Genomic DNA, 21,130 nt, shown 5'->3' on the forward strand with positions numbered 1-21,130 from the left:
TAAATTGCAAACTAATAGTAAGAAATAATGGGAGGTAAAAATTACTCATTGCTCATTACCAATTACTCATAATTATAGATTAGGCACAAAAATTTATGAATTATTTTTTAACTTATACAGTATACGTTCTCATTTTATCTGTATTGATGGGGATATCAACTTGGAAGCTATTCAAAAAAATGGGGTATAGCCCATTATTTGCATTTATCCCTTTTTACAACTATTTCATTATTTTAAAAGAAACAAAACATCCGAAATGGTGGGCAATTTTATCGTATTTACCAATCGTAGGTCCTATCATGATGTCTGTTTTTCATATTTATTTAATGAAAAAATTCGGAAAAACCCTTTTCCAGAATCAGCTTCTTACGGTAATTCTTCCGTTTATTTATATGGCAACGGTAAATTATTCTAAAGATGTAGAGTTAGAAGATGAAAATGCTGATGAATTATTCTTAACAGACGAAGAAAAAAGTACAAAAAAGAAAGATACTTTTGCAGGCTCTATCACATTCGCAGTAGTTTTTGCAACGATTATCCATGTTTTTGTAACGCAGCCTTTCGGGATTCCTACAGGTTCAATGGAAAGAACATTATTAGTAGGTGATTTCCTTTTTGTAAATAAATGGAGCTATGGTTACAGATTGCCGATGCGTCCTCTTGCAATTCCTTTCTTACAGGGAACGATTTTCGATTCAGGTGAAAAGGGAAATCCTAAAGATGATCCAAAATCTTATGTTGATGGAGTAAAACTTCCTTACGAAAGAATTCTCCAATTCAATAAACCACAGAAGAATGATGTTGTAGTTTTTAACTATCCACAGGATTCTGTGCATACAGCAATTGACAGAAAAGATCCTTACGTAAAAAGATGTGTTGCAGTTGCCGGTGATACTTTCGAAATGAGAGCAGGAAGACTTTTCGTAAACGGAAAACCAGAAACTGTTTTGGGAGATCAGGAGGTTCAGCATGGATATACGGTACTGAGCGGTGAGCAAATTGATATACCTAGTTTATATGATACTTACGGTTTCTTACCTGTTAGAGAAGAACAACAAGATAAGGGATTTGTTTATATATTTCAAGGACTTACTGATAAGACTGCTAAAGAAATTAAAGCTTTGCCTAGTGTTATCAGTATGGAAGAAAATATCTTTCCAAAAGGTTCTGCAACAATTTCTTATAAATTAAATGCTGATAAAACGGCTTATACCAAAAGCATTGATACTACTCAATCTATTTTCCCAATCAACAAACCTTGGAACCAGGATTGGTACGGTCCGCTTACAATACCTAAAAAAGGGGATGTTGTTACTATTAATCAGGAAACATTACCGGAATATCAATGGATTATTTCTAAATACGAAAACAATAAATTAGAAAATAAAAACGGAAAAATTTTCATTAACGGAAAAGAAACAAATCAATATACTATCAAACAGGATTACTATATGATGGTGGGAGATAACAGAGACGCTTCTTTGGATGCAAGATTCTTTGGTTTTGTTCCTGAAGAGAACATCGTTGGAAAACCAATGTTTACATGGATGAGCGTACAAGGTGTTTTCTCAGATGCGAGCTCAACATATCAGGCTCCTAAAAAAATCCGTTGGGAAAGAATGTTTAAAGCAACAAATACGGGTGAAGCCAATAAAGCTTCGTATTGGTGGATTGCTGTAATGATTCTTATCTTATTCTTTGGATGGGATTATTTTGCAAAACTTTTCAGAAAGAAAAAAACTGAAGAATAGTGTTTAAAAATAAAATATTTAATAAAGTTCTTCTTACCGGAAGCTTTATTGTAACTCTTTTTATTATTGCAAAACTCTCAGGGGTTTTGCAATATGCTTTTGTACCACAGGCCGGAGGTGAACCTACAATTAAAAGAAAATCATTTGTTGTCCTTACCAATATTTTACCTTATGACAAGAATAAATTACTAACTTATAATCAGGATAATGAATTTGGTAAAGGTGTTTTTGTACAACGCCTTGTAGGAGTGGCTGGGGATAAAATTTATATGAGAAACGGTGATCTATTTGTTAATAATATTTTAGTGGATTCTAAATTTAATCTGAAACATTCTTATAAAATAGACAGGGCTTTTGTTAATTATTTAATGATGGAGGGTTTTTCTGAAAATGATTTTTTTCAAATTGATAAAGATTATTTTATTACTCAACTAAGCAAAAACGAATTAAATAAAAATTTTTTTTACGAAAGATTCATAAATCCAAATGTGGATAATGATATTTTTAGAATTTATAATAAAAATTGGACCGCAGATAATTTTGGCCCTGTAATTATTCCTATTAATAAAGTATTCTTTTTGGGAGACAATCGTAATGCAAGTTTGGATTCGCGATACATAGGATTTGTAGATGAAGATAAAATTACGGGAAGAATTATTTATCCAAATAATTAAAAATAATTATGCAAAATGTATTATTGCCGGTGTTTTATTTACCACCGATTTCTTGGTTTTCAGTGTTTTTAGATACTGAAAATGAAGTGCTTTTCGAACAATTTGAAAATTTTCCAAAGCAGACATACAGAAACAGAGCTAATATTTATGGAGCAAACGGAAAACTTTCATTAATCATCCCAATCAATCATAATGGGAAAAGAGAAATGAAAGATATTGAAATTTCGTACAGGGAGGATTGGAGAAATCTTCATTGGAAATCAATCAAGACAGCTTATCAAAGTTCTCCGTATTTTGAATATTATGAAGATAAACTCAGAAAAATATTTGATTTGAAAGAAAAAAATCTTTTAGATTTTAACCTTAAAGGATTAGAAATTATTCAGCAGATATTAAAAACAGAAAAGGCACACTCTTTGAATATAGAATACATCAAAGATCCTGTCGAAATAAACTTTCGTGAAAAATTTTCCGCAAAGTTACCTTCAGAATTTCAAATGGAAGATTACTATCAGACTTTCACAGATAAATTGGGATTTTTAAAAGATTTATCGGTTTTGGATCTAATTTGTAACAAGGGACCGGAATCTTTGACTTATATTAAAAATATTAAATAATTATACTCATATGAAAAAGGTATTGTTAGCTGCCGTTTTTTTGACAGGCTTAAACCTGGCTTTTGCGCAGGATGCTAAAGGAAAAACCGTTGACCCGAAAGAAGATAAAGATTTGATGACGTGGTATCACAAAGATTTTGCAACTTCTAAAGTATATGGTGTAAACACTGTAAATGCCTATAAATATTTGGAATCCAAAGGTCTTAAACCAACTACGGTTGTTGTAGGTGTTTTAGATAGCGGTGTTCAGGTAGATCACCCGGGTTTGATTAAAAACATTTGGTCAAATCCAAATGAAGTTCCAGATAATGGGAAAGATGATGATGGAAACGGATATGTCGATGATATTCATGGATGGAATTTCATTGGCGGGAAAAACGGCGATATTGATGTAGATAACATGGAGGTAACTCGTGTTGTGAAAAAATATAAGCCTGTTTTTGAAGGTGACGATTCTACAAAAAATAAAGCTAATCAAGCTAAAATGCCTGAAGAGTTTGCAATGTATATGAAGTCTAAAGAAATGTTTACTAAAAAAAGTATTGAAGGAAGACAGGGTTTGCAAACTTTTACAATGATAAAAGAATCTATTCCTAATATGATCAGATTATTGGGAGGTAAGTCATTAACACCTGAAAATGTCAGTGCAATAAAGTCAGTGACAGATCAAAAGGATGCTTTTGCTCTACAGGTTTTAAATCAGCTTTCTCAAAATCCTGAATTTCAGGGAAAATCAAGTGCAGATTTTGAAAAACAAATTACAAAAGAAATGAAAGAAGCTTTAGAAGAATATACTCCTAAAGCTCAACAATATGATTTGAATTTTGATCCGAGAGCTGAAATTGTAGGTGACAATTATGATGATTATTCTCAGAAAGATTATGGAAATAACCACTATGAAGGTCCTGATGCAAGACACGGAACCCATGTTGCCGGTATTATTGCGGGGCTTCCGCAAGGAAAAGAAGTTCAGTATGGTGTAGCTTCTAAAGTAGCTAAGATTATGTCTGTAAGAACGGTTCCGAACGGAGATGAAAGAGATAAAGATGTTGCAAACGCTATCAGATATGCTGTAGATAATGGTGCTAAAGTTTTAAACATGAGTTTTGGTAAACCGGTTTCCCCTGGTAAAGACGTTGTTTGGGATGCATTTAAATATGCTGAAGATAAAGGAGTACTTTTAGTAAAAGCGGCCGGAAATGAAAACGAAGACGTTGCAGAGCATCTTGCTTATCCTACAAACTTTAAAAATATTACGGACGAAAAACCATTTGTGAACAACGTACTCGTTGTAGGAGCAAGTACCAATAAAAATAATGAATTAAGAGCCAGCTTTTCAAACTTCAATAAGAATATGGTAAACGTATTTGCCCCGGGTGAAGAGATTTATTCTACAGTTCCTCATAACGAGTATGAATATTTACAGGGCACTTCTATGGCGTCTCCGGTAGTAGCTGGAGCAGCGGCTGTTTTACTGGCTTATATGCCGAATTTGAAGCCTTATCAGATTATTGAAGCCTTAGTAAAATCAAGTAATCCGAATACAGAAAATCAGTTTAATGATTTTTCTCAGGCCGGAGGGGTGATTGATGTGAAAAGAGCAGCAGAGTATGCCTACACAAATTTCTATAATGGAAAATCTGTATCTTCTGCAAAACGTGCAAAATCCGTAAAAAAGCCTGTTAAAAAATAATATATCTGTCTGTATTTAAGGCGAAAGCATAGAAAGTCCGAATTTTTCGGACTTTTTTATTTCTATTTTTTAATTTTGGCACACTTTTTTGTAACTTTAATATATCTATAATAATAAACAACAATATGAAAAAGTTACTACTTGCAGGAATGTTGGGAACTTCACTTTTTGCGGTGTCTTGTTCCACAGTTAATAATGCAAAAACAGCTCAAAACCAGAGATCAGAATTCCTGAAAATGAAAGGAGATTGGCAGGTCGTAAGCATTGATTACGATAAGAAATTTAAAATTAAGCCTTTCGACGAAGGAATTGATGCGCAATGTTTTGTAGGAAGCCATTGGAGATTAATCCCAAATAATTGGACAGGAGCTTATACTCTAAGCGGAGGAGGAAACTGTGGGGCAGGATTTACACAGCCAATTAAAATTGATGTAAAAAGCGGAAATACCTTTGAGTTTAAGAAAATAGCTGACGGTACAAAAGCAAAACAAAATACAGCGGGATATGTGTTGACCTTGATAAATCAGTCTACGGATCAGTTTTCGCTTGAGCAAAACGTTCCTTTTGACGGAGAAAATGTAAGAGTTGTCTACAACTTTGAAAGAACAGGAATGAAATAATTAACCACAAAAGATAAAAAAAATGAAATTTACTAAAACATATATCGGAGCACTATTCTTATCATCAGCACTTTTACTTACGAGTTGTGAGGCTGTTCAAAATTCAAATCACCAGCAAAGAGGTACAGCAGTAGGCGCCGCATCAGGGGCAGTTATTGGGGGGATCTTAGGAAATAACGTTGGAAATGGAAAGAATTCTGCTTTAGGAGCAGTACTGGGAGGGATTATCGGCGGTGTTGCCGGTAACGTTATCGGTAACAAAATGGACAAACAGGCTAAAGAAATTAAAGAAACTTTACCTGGAGCCCAAGTAGAAAGAGTAGGAGATGGTATTAAGATTACCTTAAACGAAAGCATTGTGAACTTTGCTTTTGACTCTTCAAATCTTACTTCTCCTGCCCAGGCAAACCTTGATAAACTGGCTAAAGTTCTTGCTGACAATCCGGATACGGATATTAATATCTATGGTCATACGGATAGTAAAGGCTCAGACTCTTATAATCTGTCGCTTTCTCAGAGAAGAGCAGACGCTGTAAAGGCGTATTTGTCTGGAAAAGGAATTGCATCTAGCAGAATGATTACAAAAGGAGAAGGCGAGAGTATGCCAATCGCTACAAACGATACTGATGAAGGCAGAGCTAAAAACAGAAGAGTAGAATTTGCCATTACGGCAAACGAAAAAATGATTAATGAAGCTCAGCAAGGGCAATAATTAATTTAATATATAAATATTTTCGTAAAGAACCGCCCAGGCGGTTTTTTTTGTATTTTTATACAATAATTTTGAATTTACTACTTTTGCATTTGAATTCACATAAATGAAAAAATATTTCAAGCTGCTTCGTGTAGAGCAATGGGTGAAAAACCTATTTGTATTTGTTCCTCTATTCTTTTCAGGCAGTATCAAAAACATAGATCTACTCAGTAAAAGTATTTTTGCTTTTATTATATTTTCTTTGGCTGCCAGCGTTGTTTATATTTTAAATGATTATAACGACATTGAAGAAGATAGAAAACATCCGGAAAAGAGAAGAAGGCCACTTGCAAGCGGGGTAATTTCAAAATCAAAGGCGGTAGGAGTTCTCATATCAATAATTATCATTGATATTGCTTTGGTATTTATTGCTCACATGTGTTTTAATCAGAACCTTTGGAAGTTTGCAACCATTATTGCTACTTATTTTGTGATGAATTTAGCCTATACTTTCAAACTAAAACATGTTCCGATTATTGATATTTGTATAATAGCAATTGGTTTTGTGCTAAGAGTTTTAGCCGGAGGTTATATTACAGGCATCAATATTTCTCAATGGGCAATTTTATTGACTTTCGTTCTGGCTTTGGTTTTAGCAATTGGAAAGAGAAGAGGGGAACTTATTAATGCTCAGGTTTCTGGGAAAACAAGAAAAGCTTTAGATGGGTATAACGTTCAGTTTGCAGATATTGCTTTGTCAATTTCGGTGACTTTGGCAATTGTTTGTTATTTAATGTTTACCTTATCACCGGAAGTTCAGGCGAGATTTCATGAAAGGGTTTTCTATACCGTTATTTTTGTGGTATTTGCTTTTTTAAGATATTTACAGCAGACTTTAGTGTACAACAGAACAGAATCGCCAACCAAAATTGTTTACAGAGACAGGTATATCCAGATTACCTTACTTTTATGGGTTGCTGCATTTTTAATCCAAATCTATTTTAAAAAATGAAGCCGAATTTTATACAAAAAGTTACAAACTGGGGCAATTTTCCCATAGTGGAAAAAGAAATGAAGTCTGAAGACAGTTTCAAAAAAATAAAAGAATTTGTTTTAAATCATAATGAAGTTATCGCAAGGGGAAATGGCAGATGTTACGGAGATGCCTCATTGGGCGAACATATATTTTCAACTAAGAGATTAAATAAATTCATCAGTTTTGATCGGTTAAACGGAGTTATTGAATGTGAATCAGGTGTTCTGCTTTCAGATGTTTTGGAGGTTTCAGTTCCTCAGGGATATTTTTTATATGTGACCCCGGGTACGAAGTATATTTCGGTTGGGGGAGCAATTGCTTCAGATGTCCATGGTAAAAACCATCATGCTGAAGGCTGTTTTTCTGAATACGTGATTGATTTTAAATTAATGATCGAAAACGGTGAGATTATTACCTGCTCAAGAGAGGAAAACTCAGATAGGTTTTGGGCCAGTATCGGGGGGATGGGGCTTACGGGAATCATTCTTTCAGCAAAATTTAAGCTTAAAAATATAGAATCTGCATATATTCGTCAGGAGAGCATTAAAGCTGAAAATCTTGATGAGATTTTCAGATTATTTGACGAAAGTGAAAGCTGGACTTATACTGTTGCATGGATTGACTGTCTTCAAAAGGGGAAAGATATCGGGCGAAGTATTCTGATGAGGGGAGAACATGCCTTCCAACATGAATTACCTCAAACATTGGCACAAAAACCTTTAAGATTAAAGAAAAAACCACAGCCTACAATTCCTTTTTACTTTCCGGGATTTGTTTTAAATTCGCTTACTGTTAAGATTTTTAATTTTTTGTATTATAAAAAACAGTCTAAAAAAGAAGTCAAAAATTTTATCGATTACGAAACTTTTTTCTATCCTTTGGATGTTATCAATGAATGGAACAAAATCTATGGAAAATCAGGATTTATTCAATATCAGATGGTAATCCCCAAAGAAACAGGAAAGGAAGGAATGAAAAAAATTCTTGAAACCATTGCAAACAGTGGAAATGGCTCTTTCTTGGCGGTTTTAAAATTATTTGGAAAAAATAATCCGGAAGCTTATAACTCGTTTCCGATTGAAGGATATACTTTGGCACTTGATTTTAAAGTAAATTCAAAACTGAAAAAACTGGTTGAGAAATTAGATAATATTGTCCAGGAATTTGGTGGCAGAATTTACCTCACGAAAGACAGCATGAGTAAATCTTCTTTGACGAATTATCTTAAGAATATTCAAAATCCGAAATTTGTGTCTATGCAGCACAAAAGAATCATAAATAATAACTAGAGGAAATGATCGTTTTAGGAAGTACATCTGAAGTGGCACAGGCTTTTGTAGAAAAAGCTTTGCAGGAAGGAGAAAAATTTGAAAGAATCTATCTTTTTACCTCTAATAAAGAGACTGCTGAAAGGTTTGCAAGACATATTGATGTGAAATTTCTTCAGCAGTCTCAGGTTATTGAGCTCGATTTGATGAAAGAAATTGATTACAATAATTTTGAAAATATCAATTCAAATCTGTTATTTTGTGCAACAGGATATTTGGGTGATGGGACAGAAGAAGGCTTGTATGACAATAAAAATACAGAAAAGATAATTGATATTAATTATTCAAAACTGGTTCCTGTGATGAATTATTTTGCCCAAAAATTTGAAAGCAGAAGATCGGGGACAATTATCGGGTTGTCATCGGTAGCAGGAGACAGAGGAAGGCAGAGTAATTTTATTTACGGTAGTGCAAAAGCAGCTTTTACGGCTTACTTGAGTGGTTTAAGAAATTACCTTTTCGACAAAAAAGTTCATGTTCTTACCATAAAACCGGGATTTATGGCAACCAAAATGACGGAAGGGCTGCCTTTGAATCCGAAATTGACAGCTTCACCAAAGCAGGCAGCAGCGTGTATTTTCAAAGCATACAAAAAACAAAAGAACGTAGCATATGTTTTGCCGGTTTGGGCTGTTATAATGATGATTATAAGGAATATTCCTGAATTTATATTTAAAAAATTAAAGCTTTAGTATACTAATGAAAAAATTGTATTGTTTCGATTTTGATGGCACTATTACTTATAAAGATACAATGTTTATGTATCTGAAGTTTTATGATTCCACGAAGTTTCACATACAGTTTTTAAAACATGTTCCGCTTTTCATATTACTGAAATTAAAGCTTGCTGAAACCGAAAAGGTAAAGAAAAGTTTTATTGGCTCTATTTTAAAAGGACAGACACAAGAAAAAATCGAAAAAAAATCTCAACAGTTTTTTGAAGAACATTATCCTCAGATTGTAAGAGAGAACGCATTAGATTTTATTAATAATATTGATAGAAATAATACACAAAGCCTGCTTGTAACGGCCTCACTGGATATTTGGGCTAAACCTTTTGCCGATGCATTGAAAATGCAGTTGGTTTCTACGAAAGCAGAGTTTAAAAATGGTATTTTTACAGGAAATTTTATTGGAAAAAATTGCAATGGTAAGGAAAAATTACTTCGTATAAAAGCAGAAATAAACGGCTCTAAGTATGATAAAATCATTGCTTTCGGAGATACTTCCGGAGATAAAGATATGCTTGGTTGGGCAAATGAAGGTCATTATCAATTTTTTCATTAATTTTGGAATAGTAAAAATGTAAAATGAAAAGACTGCTTATATTGTGCTCTGCCATTATTATGAGTTGCACAAGCGCGCCATCTCAAAAATCATCTGAAATGCAGACAAAAACAGAAATAATTGCTACTGAATCACAAGGTGGAGCAGATCAGGCTGGTTTTACCATCATTAAAAATGAGCAGGATTTCCAGAAAGCGTTGAAAGGAAACTCCCTTGTAGAGTTTGGAGCTGAAGCCCCGGCTACAGAAACTCCTAAATTTCCAAAGGATAAAAAAGTTGTTTTATACAATTTGGGAATGTTCAGGTCTGGTGATCACAAAATTACTGAAATTAAGAGCATTTCTGTAAAAGATAATGTTTTGTATGTTGAGGTTCCTTATGTGGAACATGGCGGGATGGAAATACAGATGATTTCAAACCCTTATATAATTTTTACAGTTCCCTCAAATTACAATTTCACCTCTGTAGAATTAAAATCTTCAAACTAAAAATGAATAAAATATATTTAGATAACGCTGCAACTACGCCTCTTTCTGAAGAAGTTATCGATGCAATGGTTGGTACCATGAAGATGAGCTTCGGGAACCCTTCTTCCACGCACAGTTTTGGGCAGGAAGCAAAGATTCTTATCGAAAACGTAAGAAGGCAGGTTGCCGATTATCTTCATGTGACTCCTGCAGAAATTATTTTTACGTCTTGCGGTACAGAGTCAAACAACATGATTATCAAATCCAGCGTTGAACATCTTGGAGTAGAAAGAATCATCAGTTCTCCTATGGAACACAAATGTGTTTCTGAAAGCATTTTGGATATGAAAACCAGGAAAGGAGTAGAAGTAAACTATATCCGTCCGAACGAAAAAGGAGATATTGATCTTGATAAATTAGAAGAACTTTTAAAGGCTTCAGATAAAAAGACGTTGGTAAGCTTAATGCACGCCAATAATGAGATTGGAAATATTGCAGACATTAAAAAAATTGCAGAATTATGTAAAGCCAACAATGCTCTTTTCCATTCTGATACGGTGCAGACAATGGCTCATATGAACTTGGATTTCTCTGATATTCAGGTTGATTTTGCATCTTGCAGCGCCCATAAATTCCACGGGCCAAAAGGTGTTGGTTTTGCTTTTATTAGAAAATCCAGCGGCTTGAAAGGAATTATCACGGGAGGACCTCAGGAAAGAAGTTTAAGAGCAGGGACTGAAAACGTTGCGGGAATTGTAGGCTTAGGAAAAGCATTAGAAATTTCTCTTAATAATATGGAAGCCTATACAAACCACATGCAGGAAATTAAAGATTATACGGCAGAAAGGCTTTTAGCAGAGATTCCGGGGATTAAGTTCAATGGAAGAAGCGCAGAGAGGGGAAATAGTCTTTACACGGTTTTAAGCGCTCTATTGCCTTATAAAAATCCTTTGATTGGTCTTCAGCTAGACATGAAAGGTATTGCAATTTCTCAAGGAAGTGCGTGTTCTTCGGGGGCATCTAAACCTTCGATGGTTATGATGATGGTTTTATCCGAAGATGAAATGGACCATTGTACACCATTACGTATCTCATTTAGCCATTTGACCACCAGGGCTGAAATTGATGTTTTCGTTAATGCCCTGAAAGAAATTTCTAAAGATTTCGTTATAGAAAATACAAATGTTGAGCATAGATAACTCTATTGCTCAAAAAGTGTAATTTTGAACATTCAATTAAGGATTAAGAATAAAAATATAATATTAATTTAAATAAAAGAAACAAAATGGCTTTAGAAATTACAGATAGCTCATTTCAGGAAACGGTTTTAAAATCAGATAAGCCGGTATTAGTAGATTTTTGGGCAGTATGGTGTGGACCTTGCAGAACGCTGGGACCAATCATCGAAGATGTGGCAACAGATTTTGAAGGAAAAGCTGTAGTAGGAAAAGTAGATGTAGACAACAATCAGGAAATTTCTATGCAGTATGGTATCAGAAATATTCCTACAGTTTTGATTTTCAAGAATGGAGAAGTTGTTGATAAAATTGTTGGAGTAGCTCCAAAAGAAGTGATCGCTGAAAAATTAAGCGCACACTTATAAAAATAATAATTTTGATAATGAATGCCTTCCGCTTTTTGGAGGGCTTTTTTTTACAAAATAATTTGCACGTCTCGAAAAAAGTTGTACTTTTGCAATCACAAAAAAGAAACGACGTTCTTTATACAAAACAAATTAGATCCGGTAGTTCAGCTGGTTAGAATGCCGCCCTGTCACGGCGGAGGTCGCGGGTTCGAGTCCCGTCCGGATCGCAGAAAGTTTATCAATTTACTTTTAAAACAAAATTAGATCCGGTAGTTCAGCTGGTTAGAATGCCGCCCTGTCACGGCGGAGGTCGCGGGTTCGAGTCCCGTCCGGATCGCAGAAGTTTTTTCAATTTCTTTTAAAAAAAAATTGATCCGGTAGTTCAGCTGGTTAGAATGCCGCCCTGTCACGGCGGAGGTCGCGGGTTCGAGTCCCGTCCGGATCGCAGAAAGTTTATCAATTTACTTTAAAAAAATTGATCCGGTAGTTCAGCTGGTTAGAATGCCGCCCTGTCACGGCGGAGGTCGCGGGTTCGAGTCCCGTCCGGATCGCAAGCAAAAATGCAAATTATTACAAAATCCTTTAAATCTTATGATTTGGAGGATTTTTTGTTTTTGTTGTGTTTCAAATCAAAAATATAAGGGGGCCAATTATGGGAACAAAAAATACTTACTCAAACCTTACACAGCAGCCTAAAGAAGAATTAAAATCAGTTCGTAAAGCATTAAAGGAAGAGTATATAAAGCTACATCGGAAAAAGATGTTAAAAAGCATTAAAAGACCCTCTTAATCATTATATGAAGATAACTAATAATGGTATTTTGCAGTATGATGTTCTGCCGCAAATTGATGAAGCTGGAATGTTTCTGTTGGATAGCTTTACAGGAAGACAAAGTGAATTTAGATGGAATAGTGCCACTGCTTTTAGTTATATTTCAAAGTAGGCTCGTTAGGTGTCATTTTTCATTTTTAGCTTTAGAATCTTTTATGAATCAATGTTTACCCGATTTTGCAAAAGTGGAATTTGAAGGAAAAAGATTGATAAAAATACTATTCAACGCAGGCTTTCATTAGTTCCTGCTGTTACTTCCAACAATTTTATTGAAGATCATCCAAGGAAAGCCAAAGTAATTATCAATATTAAAAAGTTGCGTGATGATTTGGTTCATCTTAAAGAAAATAGAATTGTCGGATTTGTAGCTTATGAAGAAGTCAATAATAAAATCCTGAATCTTGATTTAAGGAAAATTGTAAACACAGTGAAATTTTACGTCAATTATCATACACCGAAAACAATTCAAAATTATAAACAAACTAGAAATACAGGCAAAGCCAGAGTTATCAAACAGGAATTTGGTGAAGATGAAAACGGTAAGTTCGTTAAACAATATTTTGAAGAAGAAGTAGAAGAATTTATGGCAACAAAATTCAGTAATGATGTAAAATAATATTTTGACCATTGCCTTTTCCAAGCGAATAACATAATCGAAATTATGGTCAAACTGCTAAGGCAAAACCATTGTCTTCTGCTTCGTTACTAGCAAACCAACATCGTCTTTCCATAATGTGATTGCGTTATATTACTTAGCATTGGAAAAATGTAGTATTCCCGAAAGGGTGGGAGATTAAAAAAAATAGTTTGGAAGGAGAAGCTCTTTTGCAAGCCAGCGTTGGCTTTAGGCTTACAAATGTGCTTTTCCAGTAGCGTGGGGATTGGTAAGTAATTCATTATTCATTTTGTTATTTAAAATTTTTTTTATATTTGAATGAGTATATTTTCCATATTTGGTTTTGTTAAAAATTAAGATATACAGAAATTTTAAGAAAACACAAAACTATAAATGATGTCAAATTCAGAACACAATGGAAAACATTTTGTCATCCAAAAAGGCAAAGCAATCTGCGACAAAGGAACAAGATTTCCGAACTTCAAAGTAACAACCCACCAAAAACACTATTGGAATGATGCAGACGGAAAAGCCGATTGTCTGGCTGTAACCGAAGACGATTTACAATTCAATCCTCTTGCCGTTCCATTCGGAAGCTGTTCCGTAAAAAACGGGCAGCCTTGCAGTTTCTCTCCTCTTGGAAAATGGACAAAAGCTTACGACAAAGTAAAAGTGATGGGTAAAAGTTGCCTTACGGAAATTTCCGAACTGCAGTGTGCCATCGGCGGAAAGATCACTGTAATGAATCATGGGCAAACCGTAGAAATCAGCAAACAAAATCTCAAAAATGCTGATCCTTTCATAATGAATGAAATCAATCCTTTCTTTGATTTCAGCAATTTTATTGATGAATTGGAAGAGGAAGAAAGTTCCTTTGATTTCGAATAAAACACAAAAACACAAAGATGGAAACACAAAAAAGAGGAATTTCCCAGATCACGGGAAAAACCGAAATAAAGCTCGGTGAAAAGGTGTATTATAAAGTCAGCAGAATACACCGGATGGAAGACCACGACAAGGTGAAAAACGCTTTGTGGAAAATCTATGTAAAAGAAAAAGGAACCTGGAGAGAACTAAAACCAAGTCCTTCTGCCACACAGAAAAAAGGAGATGAAGTTTCATACACCATTACAAATCAATCTCTCGTAGGAAAAGAACTTTTGGTGGAAGCCTATATTTATGAACCCGAAAAAACAGCTCCTCCCGGACTGAAAATAAAAGTTATTCCCGGAACGGAAAAGAAAATCCACAGAGTAGAGCTTTTTATGGTGGACGATACGCCGATAAAGGAAGATATGATCCTAAAATACAACCAGACCATAAAAGTAAAAGTTTACACGCAGAATATGCCGGGAGAACTTTTAAAACTTACACTTTACGAGGACGATGCAGAGGGCGACGGACACAGCCCGAAGAACGAAAAAAACAAAGTGGCGGAAGTAACAAAATCCACCAACGGCAACGGTTTTTTGTGGCACGAGTTCAAGCTGAGTGCCGAGTTTTCAAAGATTGCCAATGCAATGATGGACGGCAGCCACGACAAGCTGCACGAATATTACGTTTTGGTGGAGAGTGCAAAATACGGCAAGAAAGCCAGTAAAAATGTGGAGGTAGAAAATCCTGATTATCTCGTACACCAAACCTATGAGAATGGAAAAGTAACAGACCACAAAACGGATAGAATATATGATGGAGGAGTAATTGAAGAAGTGATCATAAAAGGGAAATATAAAAAACAAATGGGCTTTGACCCTATTCCTAAAACAGAGAGAAGTGTGAGTGTTGTAGGTGAACCGCCGGAAAAGAAGGAGGAAAAAGTTTGTGAATGTGAAGCAAGGGTGAGAGCTTATATGAGAATGTTACGTGTAGGAGAAGGGACGGGAGAATTAATTAAATCATCAAAATATAATAAAGAAACCAAAAAGAATGAGATTGTTTATATTTCTCATGATTTTGAAGCGGGGTATACTAAATTATTTGGAGGCGGTAATTTTACAAAATCCCCTCATAATAAAAATACGAGCACACATCCTCAAATAAAAATTCTTTGGTATACAAAGAAAAATGGAGAAAAAGTTTATAGTTCTGCAGCCGGTGCATATCAAGTTATGGGATATACATGGAGTGATAATGATATGATTAATAAAAGAAAAACTTATAATGTTAAAGATTTTTCTCCAGAAGGTCAAGATAAATTTTGTGTAGTTTTGTTTAAACATAAAAGGGAAGGTATGCTTGATTTAATAATAAAAGGGGATATAAAAGGAGCAACAGAAAAATATGGAAGTTATGAATGGGCAAGTTTACCTCCCGGCAGATACGGACAGCCAATTGAAACGATGGAAAAAGTCTTAGAATTATATGAGCAATTTTATCAAGAAGAATTAGCAGGTAAAAGTCCATTACATTTGAAAAAAGGATTTTTAAAGGAATTTGGATATGATTGTTGTGGAAAAGCTATTTCAATCGACAATTCAACAAATTCATCATGTGGAAAATCAGAAATTGATTTGAGAGATAAAATAACATGGCAAACACAGTTTGACCCAAAATGGGGAGGACGTGATAAGCAACTGGTTGCTTGTAAAAAAACATGTGATGATATATTAATAAATAGTGGACTTAAAGCCACATCTTTATTAAGAGTATACCAAACAGCCATTGAAGACGATAAACATACTAAATTAATAATCAACACTCCGGTTTCAAAAGAAGCCATTATTTATTTGGATAGTGAGTTAGAAAAAGGTCATCCGGTTCAAGTTGGTGTTGATCATGGAATAGGCTATAAAATTAATAACAATGCAGATCATTCTACAGATCACTTTGTTGTAATAATAGGTCGTAAATGTGATGGTAATAAATGTTATTATCTTTTTTATGATGTTGGTACAAGCCATAAAGAAAAAGGAGCAAATGATAACAATAGATTATATTTTGATAAAACAGATTACTCCTTAAAAGGAAAAACAGTTTATAATGGGCATTTTTATACAGTAACTCAAGTAAGAAAAAACTAAAAACAATGAAGAAGTTAAATATAACATCATATTTATGGCTATTTTTTTCTATATTAATATCTTGTCAGAAAAAGGAAGATAATAATATAATCAATAGTAATAATCTAAAAGTTGCTAATTACAATTCATATTATGGAAAATGGTTACCTATAAGCAAAGAGAATAATAAATTTTATTATTGCACAGATATTGATAAATTTATTGAGATAGGTAAAAATAAAATATATAATCACACTCCTATTGAAGATTCCAATTTCACTATTGACCACATTAAAAATAAGGGAAATCAAACTTATTTATATGTAGATAAGCAAGAATCTTCATATTACATTTTAAGTTGGATAAATGAGGAAAAAGGAATTATTTCAATTAAATTAAATGACTATAATACAGATATATTCATATCTGAAAAAAAAATAAAGACCATTGATAACAAACCTTGTCAACCAAAAAATAAATCTTGTGCTTTTAATGATGCTACTGGGAGATACAAATTTACCTTAGAAACAGAAGAATATGTGGATGACAAGAAACAAAAATATCCAATTTCAGCATGGATTATAATAGCGGATAAGAAAAACAAAAAGTCACAAGAGATTTATTTTGAGCCAAATTCGTGGGCAACATATCGTGATTTACCATGTGACAAATTTATTATTAAAGATTTTAATTTTGATGGATTAGAGGACTTTGCAATTATTTGGGATAATGGAGGCAATGGAGGAGAGTTGTATGAATATTATTTTCAAGGTAAAAATGGAATATTTTCTTTTACAGATTCATTTCCATTACAACACGGAATGTTAGCAGAAGATATAAATATTGTAAATAAGAGAATTACAACTCAAAGTGTCATAGGATGTTGTCATTATAACCTTAATACATATAGTCTTAAACCTAATGGGAGTTGGGAAGTTTCATCAGAACAGCGAGAATTGAATAAAAATTAAGAACACGTGCGTATTCAGAAGTGTTGATATTTATATGGTTCTCCTAACGAAATGGAAGAAGCAATGAATATGTGTGAAGTTCAGCATTTTGCTTATTTTAAAGTTTATTTAAAAGATGTTACAGGAGCAGCAATGATAAAAGCTATGAAAGAAAAAAATTGGAATAAGATAGCTGAATTATATAATGGACCTGATTATGCAATAAATAAGTATCACACAAAAATGAAAAATGAATATGAGAAACTATAATATTAAAAAAAGCATTGCCTTTTTTAATATTGCTTTTATTGTTTTTATGTTGTAAAAAAGAACATAAAAATAATTTCATAAATACATCTAAAGAAATAACTCAAAGGAAATTTAATAATGACACCATCCTTATTAAAATCACGGATAATTATGATTTGGATATAATTAGAAATAGTCATTCATCAGAGAAAATAAATTTTTTTCAACCAATTAAAGATAAATTGATTAATGAAGAAATTTATTCCCAAGTTTTATATAATAGTAAAAACATCATTCTTAGCGTGGAAACACCACTAAATATAGATGAGTATTATGAAGATATATACATATCTAAAAAAGAGAAAAGAAGGAGGAAAAAGTTTGTGAATGTAAAAAATATGATTTGATTTGGGGAGATAAAGTAAGCTGTGTGTTTAGAAAGAAAGTTGTAGAAATTTGTTCCGAACTTTGGGGAGAAGATAATAAAATAAAAATAGCAAATGGCTTAATGGCAGTCATGAAAGTGGAAACTTGGGGTAGTTTTAAAGCTCATCACAGAGAAGGCTATAAAACCGCCAATGAAGCCCCTAATACTTTGACAACTAAAGATTTTCAAAAAGAAAAAGAAAACTCATCAAGAGCGGTTGGTTTGATATAATTTACACAAGATGCTTTAGAAGGAATGGGAGAGTTTACAAGGGGTTCAGGATTTACTAAATTGAATAATAATAAAGCTAATGGAGCAAAAAATAAATGAATTAGGTCCGTCTACGGTTTCCAAGCACTTAGCAAACCCCGAATTTCTAAATACTTTTGATGTTGCATACGGTGCTTTAGCTAATAAAACTACATTTTGGAATGAGATGAAAAAAAGGTCAGAATTAGATGATATGTTAAAAGAAAATAACTGCTATCACATTCAAATAAAACAAAAATAATAATATGAAATATTTTGCAATAATTATATTTTGCTTTATTGTTTTTATAAGTTGTAAAAAAGAGTCTAATCTTTCCGTCAATAATATAACAGACAATACAACTAAAGCAGATACAATAAAGCTCGAAGATAAAAGCCAGGTAATTTTTATTAATCCTACATTATCCCAAATAGATAGCTTAAAAAAATTATACAAAAATGTAGATGATTTTTATACTATGGCAGATGACGCCCATTTTTATGTTGCAGAGGCTGGAGAGTTTATTATCAAAAATAATATAGATACCATTAATCTTGGGAAGAATAATTTTGTAAAGATAGGAAAAAGAATGTTTCCTTTATCAAAATACAAACCGTGGACTTTGCTCCTTTATCAAAAAGGAAAAGAGCCATTAAACATATTTCCTATCAATATTGAAAAAGAATTTCTGAACTACTTTATCACAGAAAATAATAAAGTATCTGTTTCTAATTCCTCTTTAGAAAAATTGAAAGGTTCCTATAAAATATCATCTAAAGCAATCAGTAATTATAATGGTGAAGAAATTTTATTAGACTATTTTTTATCATTTGAATCATCAAAAAAAGCAATATTAAGTATTGGAGCAGATTATTCGGAAGATTATGGATGTGAAGGAGAATACAAATTAACCAAAGAAAATAATATCCTGCACGCTCGTGGAAAATGCGACCAAGATGATGTAGATGATTTTTATGTAAAATTTGAGAATGGAAAATATTATATAAGAAGCAAAAGATTTATTAATCAGGATTGGCAGGAGTTGAAAAAAAACGGTTGAAAATGAAAAAACTCTATTTTCAACTTTCAATCAAAGAAGACTATAGAAAACAAAATTTGACGAAACAACAAAAGGAAAACCAATAAAATGAAACAGATAATTATATGTATACTACTATTGGTTTTAAACAGTTGTAACGGACAAAAAAAAGAAGAAATTCAGATTGAAAACAAAAAATCAACATCTCTAAATAATAAAAAGGTGTTAGAAATTCCTATTGACTTTTCAGACAAAAAATATCAGCAAAATGGATTTTCCGTACCTGATGATTTGAATGGAGATTTATACCCGTCTTATGGTTATTTTGACAAATCAATAGGTTCATTTAGTGTCAATTATATTGGAAAAAATTACGACACTCAGTATTTATGGAATATTGATAATCCAACAGGCTTTTTTTCAAAATATAATATTGATGGTAGCGATGCTCAAAATTCATTGCTTATAAAACAAGCAATAAAAGATGATGATTATTATATTATTGCAGATTTTATTCCCGCAAAGTATATTGAATTTTTAGGAGGACAAGATGAGGAATTTGATATTAAAGACAATGCAAGGACATTTTTTTATTTATACGAGAATGGCACATGGATTAAAATTGGAGAAGCTGAAACAAAAAAAATCCCTGAAAGGGTGTTTCAGTATTATATAAAAATTATTCAATGTCACAAAAAAAGTATTATTCCTAAAGAATTTCAGCGAAAATTTTTTGCATATACCGAAACAGAGGCAACAACTACAGGAATGGGAAGTATATCTTATTATTTTAATGGCTCGGCAGACAATGTGAAATTAACAAAAAATACATATCATGAAACGATAAATTGTGAAGGAGAATATGTTGGAAACATACAGAATAATATTTTAAAATTATTCTATGTCGGAGATGATATGAATTGTATATCTATAGAACCCAAATTCAGCATCAAAATGGAAAAAGACAAATATCTAATAAAAGGAGTTGGAGGAGAAAGAACTAATAATCAATGGCTTCTAATGAATAATGAAAATGAGATTAAGTAAAATTTGTTTCCGAACGTTATCACATTCAAATAAAACACTATTATTTTTGATTTTACTATTATTAACATCTTGCAAAGGAGATGCTCAGAATAATAAAGTAGAAAAAGAACAGATTAATTTTTTTGACAAAAAATATGATACCGATAATAAATACTATATGGTAATTGATGAATCAAATATTTCTAATCATCCAATAAAATCTTATTTGAACTGTAAAAAAGAAGGTTATTTTTCAATTCATTTTATCCCCAAAACAGACTCACTTAGACAATTTTGGGAAAATATTTTCTTTAAAAATTATGATTTTAATAATTTTAATATAGAAAGAGACAACATTTATATTAGAAATAAAATTAAAAACAACTATGATAAATACAATATTTTTTCCATACATATAGAAAAAAAATTCTTAAGTTCAAATAATGCTTGTAGCGTAGAAAGCACTTATTTTATAGATAATAGTTATATAAACATTTATCTCTATAATGAAAAAAGCCAAAATTGGAAACTTTTAAAGACTATTAAAGCAGAAATGCTACCTCCTTACTATGATAATAAATTCTTTGTCACGAATTTTTCAAAATACTTTATTACAACTACAGAAAATAAAAATAATAGTAATAAACCCCCTGTTTCTAATTCCTCTTTAGAAAAATTGAAAGGTTCCTATAAAATATCATCTAAAGCAATCAGTAATTATAATGGTGAAGAAATTTTATTAGACTATTTTTTATCATTTGAATCATCAAAAAAAGCAATATTAAGTATCGGGGCAGACCATTCGGAAGATTATGGCTGTGAAGGAGAATATAAATTAACCAAAGAAAATAATATTTTGCACGCTCGTGGAAAATGCGACCAAGATGATGTAGACGATTTTTATATAAAATCCGAGAATGAAAAATATTACATAAAAAGTAAACGCTTTATCAATCAAGATTGGCAAGAATTAGAAAAAAACGAGTAACA

The 21,130-nt window shown here is 32.6% G+C and carries 23 protein-coding genes, 4 tRNA genes and 1 pseudogene; all 28 read left to right on the forward strand.

Going from position 1 to position 21,130, the window contains the following annotated elements; all coding sequences use genetic code 11:
* The first annotated feature begins 95 nt into the window (after window positions 1-95).
* The 28 genes and pseudogenes from lepB (ACM39_RS03850) to ACM39_RS03990 all read left to right on the forward strand — a co-directional run bounded on the left by lepB (ACM39_RS03850) (window position 96) and on the right by ACM39_RS03990 (window position 21,128).
* A complete protein-coding gene (gene lepB / locus ACM39_RS03850) occupies window positions 96-1,751 on the forward strand; it encodes a signal peptidase I (RefSeq protein ID WP_048509707.1) in 1,656 nt (551 codons plus the stop codon).
* The gene (gene lepB / locus ACM39_RS03855; protein ID WP_048509708.1) at window positions 1,751-2,425 is read left to right on the forward strand and encodes a signal peptidase I; all 675 of its coding nucleotides are present in this window, start codon (window positions 1,751-1,753) and stop codon (window positions 2,423-2,425) included. The genes lepB (ACM39_RS03850) and lepB (ACM39_RS03855) overlap by 1 nt, the downstream gene beginning before the upstream one ends.
* Before the next feature lie 8 nt (window positions 2,426-2,433).
* Window positions 2,434-3,042, forward strand: coding sequence for a WbqC family protein (locus ACM39_RS03860; protein ID WP_048509709.1), 609 nt, complete (start codon window positions 2,434-2,436; stop codon window positions 3,040-3,042).
* A gap of 10 nt (window positions 3,043-3,052) precedes the next feature.
* Window positions 3,053-4,735 carry a S8 family serine peptidase gene (locus ACM39_RS03865; RefSeq protein WP_048509710.1) on the forward strand — a complete coding sequence of 561 codons (1,683 nt, stop codon included), beginning with the start codon at window positions 3,053-3,055 and terminating at the stop codon, window positions 4,733-4,735.
* Window positions 4,736-4,860: 125 nt separating this feature from the next.
* On the forward strand, window positions 4,861-5,355 hold the full coding sequence (locus ACM39_RS03870; RefSeq protein ID WP_048509711.1) for a hypothetical protein: 495 nt from the start codon (window positions 4,861-4,863) through the stop codon (window positions 5,353-5,355).
* Between the two features lie 22 nt (window positions 5,356-5,377).
* Window positions 5,378-6,067 (forward strand): OmpA family protein, encoded by a 690-nt coding sequence (locus tag ACM39_RS03875; protein ID WP_048509712.1) that lies wholly within the window; start codon window positions 5,378-5,380, stop codon window positions 6,065-6,067.
* Window positions 6,068-6,173: 106 nt separating this feature from the next.
* Window positions 6,174-7,061: a decaprenyl-phosphate phosphoribosyltransferase gene (locus ACM39_RS03880; protein WP_048509713.1), complete on the forward strand. Its 888-nt coding sequence runs from the start codon at window positions 6,174-6,176 to the stop codon at window positions 7,059-7,061.
* Entirely contained in the window at window positions 7,058-8,374 is a 1,317-nt protein-coding gene (locus tag ACM39_RS03885; RefSeq protein ID WP_048509714.1) for an FAD-binding oxidoreductase, read from the forward strand. The genes ACM39_RS03880 and ACM39_RS03885 overlap by 4 nt, the downstream gene beginning before the upstream one ends.
* A 5-nt stretch (window positions 8,375-8,379) precedes the next feature.
* Window positions 8,380-9,105: an SDR family NAD(P)-dependent oxidoreductase gene (locus ACM39_RS03890; RefSeq protein WP_048509715.1), complete on the forward strand. Its 726-nt coding sequence runs from the start codon at window positions 8,380-8,382 to the stop codon at window positions 9,103-9,105.
* A gap of 7 nt (window positions 9,106-9,112) precedes the next feature.
* Window positions 9,113-9,700, forward strand: coding sequence for an HAD-IB family hydrolase (locus tag ACM39_RS03895; RefSeq protein WP_048509716.1), 588 nt, complete (start codon window positions 9,113-9,115; stop codon window positions 9,698-9,700).
* A 23-nt stretch (window positions 9,701-9,723) separates the two neighbouring features.
* Entirely contained in the window at window positions 9,724-10,188 is a 465-nt protein-coding gene (locus tag ACM39_RS03900; protein ID WP_048509717.1) for a hypothetical protein, read from the forward strand.
* A gap of 2 nt (window positions 10,189-10,190) precedes the next feature.
* A complete protein-coding gene (locus ACM39_RS03905) occupies window positions 10,191-11,366 on the forward strand; it encodes a cysteine desulfurase family protein (protein ID WP_048509718.1) in 1,176 nt (391 codons plus the stop codon).
* An 86-nt stretch (window positions 11,367-11,452) separates the two neighbouring features.
* On the forward strand, window positions 11,453-11,770 hold the full coding sequence (gene trxA / locus ACM39_RS03910; protein ID WP_048509719.1) for a thioredoxin: 318 nt from the start codon (window positions 11,453-11,455) through the stop codon (window positions 11,768-11,770).
* A 135-nt stretch (window positions 11,771-11,905) separates the two neighbouring features.
* Window positions 11,906-11,979 (forward strand) — tRNA-Asp (locus tag ACM39_RS03915).
* 36 nt (window positions 11,980-12,015) lie between these two features.
* Window positions 12,016-12,089, forward strand: a tRNA-Asp gene (locus tag ACM39_RS03920).
* A gap of 34 nt (window positions 12,090-12,123) precedes the next feature.
* Window positions 12,124-12,197, forward strand: a tRNA-Asp gene (locus ACM39_RS03925).
* A 32-nt stretch (window positions 12,198-12,229) separates the two neighbouring features.
* Window positions 12,230-12,303, forward strand: a tRNA-Asp gene (locus tag ACM39_RS03930).
* A 597-nt stretch (window positions 12,304-12,900) separates the two neighbouring features.
* Entirely contained in the window at window positions 12,901-13,200 is a 300-nt protein-coding gene (locus tag ACM39_RS19000; RefSeq protein ID WP_048509721.1) for a hypothetical protein, read from the forward strand.
* A gap of 396 nt (window positions 13,201-13,596) precedes the next feature.
* Window positions 13,597-14,088, forward strand: coding sequence for a DUF4280 domain-containing protein (locus tag ACM39_RS03945; protein ID WP_048509722.1), 492 nt, complete (start codon window positions 13,597-13,599; stop codon window positions 14,086-14,088).
* Between the two features lie 17 nt (window positions 14,089-14,105).
* Window positions 14,106-16,220 (forward strand): glycoside hydrolase family 104 protein, encoded by a 2,115-nt coding sequence (locus tag ACM39_RS03950; protein WP_048509723.1) that lies wholly within the window; start codon window positions 14,106-14,108, stop codon window positions 16,218-16,220.
* Window positions 16,221-16,225: 5 nt separating this feature from the next.
* A complete protein-coding gene (locus tag ACM39_RS03955; RefSeq protein WP_048509724.1) occupies window positions 16,226-17,170 on the forward strand; it encodes an XAC2610-related protein in 945 nt (314 codons plus the stop codon).
* 45 nt (window positions 17,171-17,215) lie between these two features.
* Window positions 17,216-17,419, forward strand: a pseudogene (locus ACM39_RS03960) (N-acetylmuramidase domain-containing protein); the annotation flags it as partial.
* Window positions 17,420-17,433: 14 nt separating this feature from the next.
* Window positions 17,434-17,805, forward strand: a complete 372-nt coding sequence (locus tag ACM39_RS03965) for a hypothetical protein (protein WP_131701401.1) — start codon at window positions 17,434-17,436, stop codon at window positions 17,803-17,805.
* On the forward strand, window positions 17,802-18,056 hold the full coding sequence (locus ACM39_RS03970) for a hypothetical protein (RefSeq protein WP_048509727.1): 255 nt from the start codon (window positions 17,802-17,804) through the stop codon (window positions 18,054-18,056). The genes ACM39_RS03965 and ACM39_RS03970 overlap by 4 nt, the downstream gene beginning before the upstream one ends.
* 79 nt (window positions 18,057-18,135) lie before the next feature.
* Window positions 18,136-18,336: a hypothetical protein gene (locus tag ACM39_RS03975; protein ID WP_048509728.1), complete on the forward strand. Its 201-nt coding sequence runs from the start codon at window positions 18,136-18,138 to the stop codon at window positions 18,334-18,336.
* A 4-nt stretch (window positions 18,337-18,340) separates the two neighbouring features.
* Window positions 18,341-19,135 carry a hypothetical protein gene (locus ACM39_RS03980; protein ID WP_048509729.1) on the forward strand — a complete coding sequence of 265 codons (795 nt, stop codon included), beginning with the start codon at window positions 18,341-18,343 and terminating at the stop codon, window positions 19,133-19,135.
* An 87-nt stretch (window positions 19,136-19,222) separates the two neighbouring features.
* Complete coding sequence (locus tag ACM39_RS03985) at window positions 19,223-20,161, forward strand: hypothetical protein (RefSeq protein ID WP_048509730.1); 939 nt, start codon at window positions 19,223-19,225, stop codon at window positions 20,159-20,161.
* A 46-nt stretch (window positions 20,162-20,207) separates the two neighbouring features.
* Window positions 20,208-21,128, forward strand: a complete 921-nt coding sequence (locus ACM39_RS03990; protein ID WP_131701402.1) for a hypothetical protein — start codon at window positions 20,208-20,210, stop codon at window positions 21,126-21,128.
* Window positions 21,129-21,130 lie beyond the last annotated feature (2 nt).

The organism is Chryseobacterium sp. FH2 (assembly GCF_001045455.1).
Lineage (GTDB): Bacteria > Bacteroidota > Bacteroidia > Flavobacteriales > Weeksellaceae > Chryseobacterium.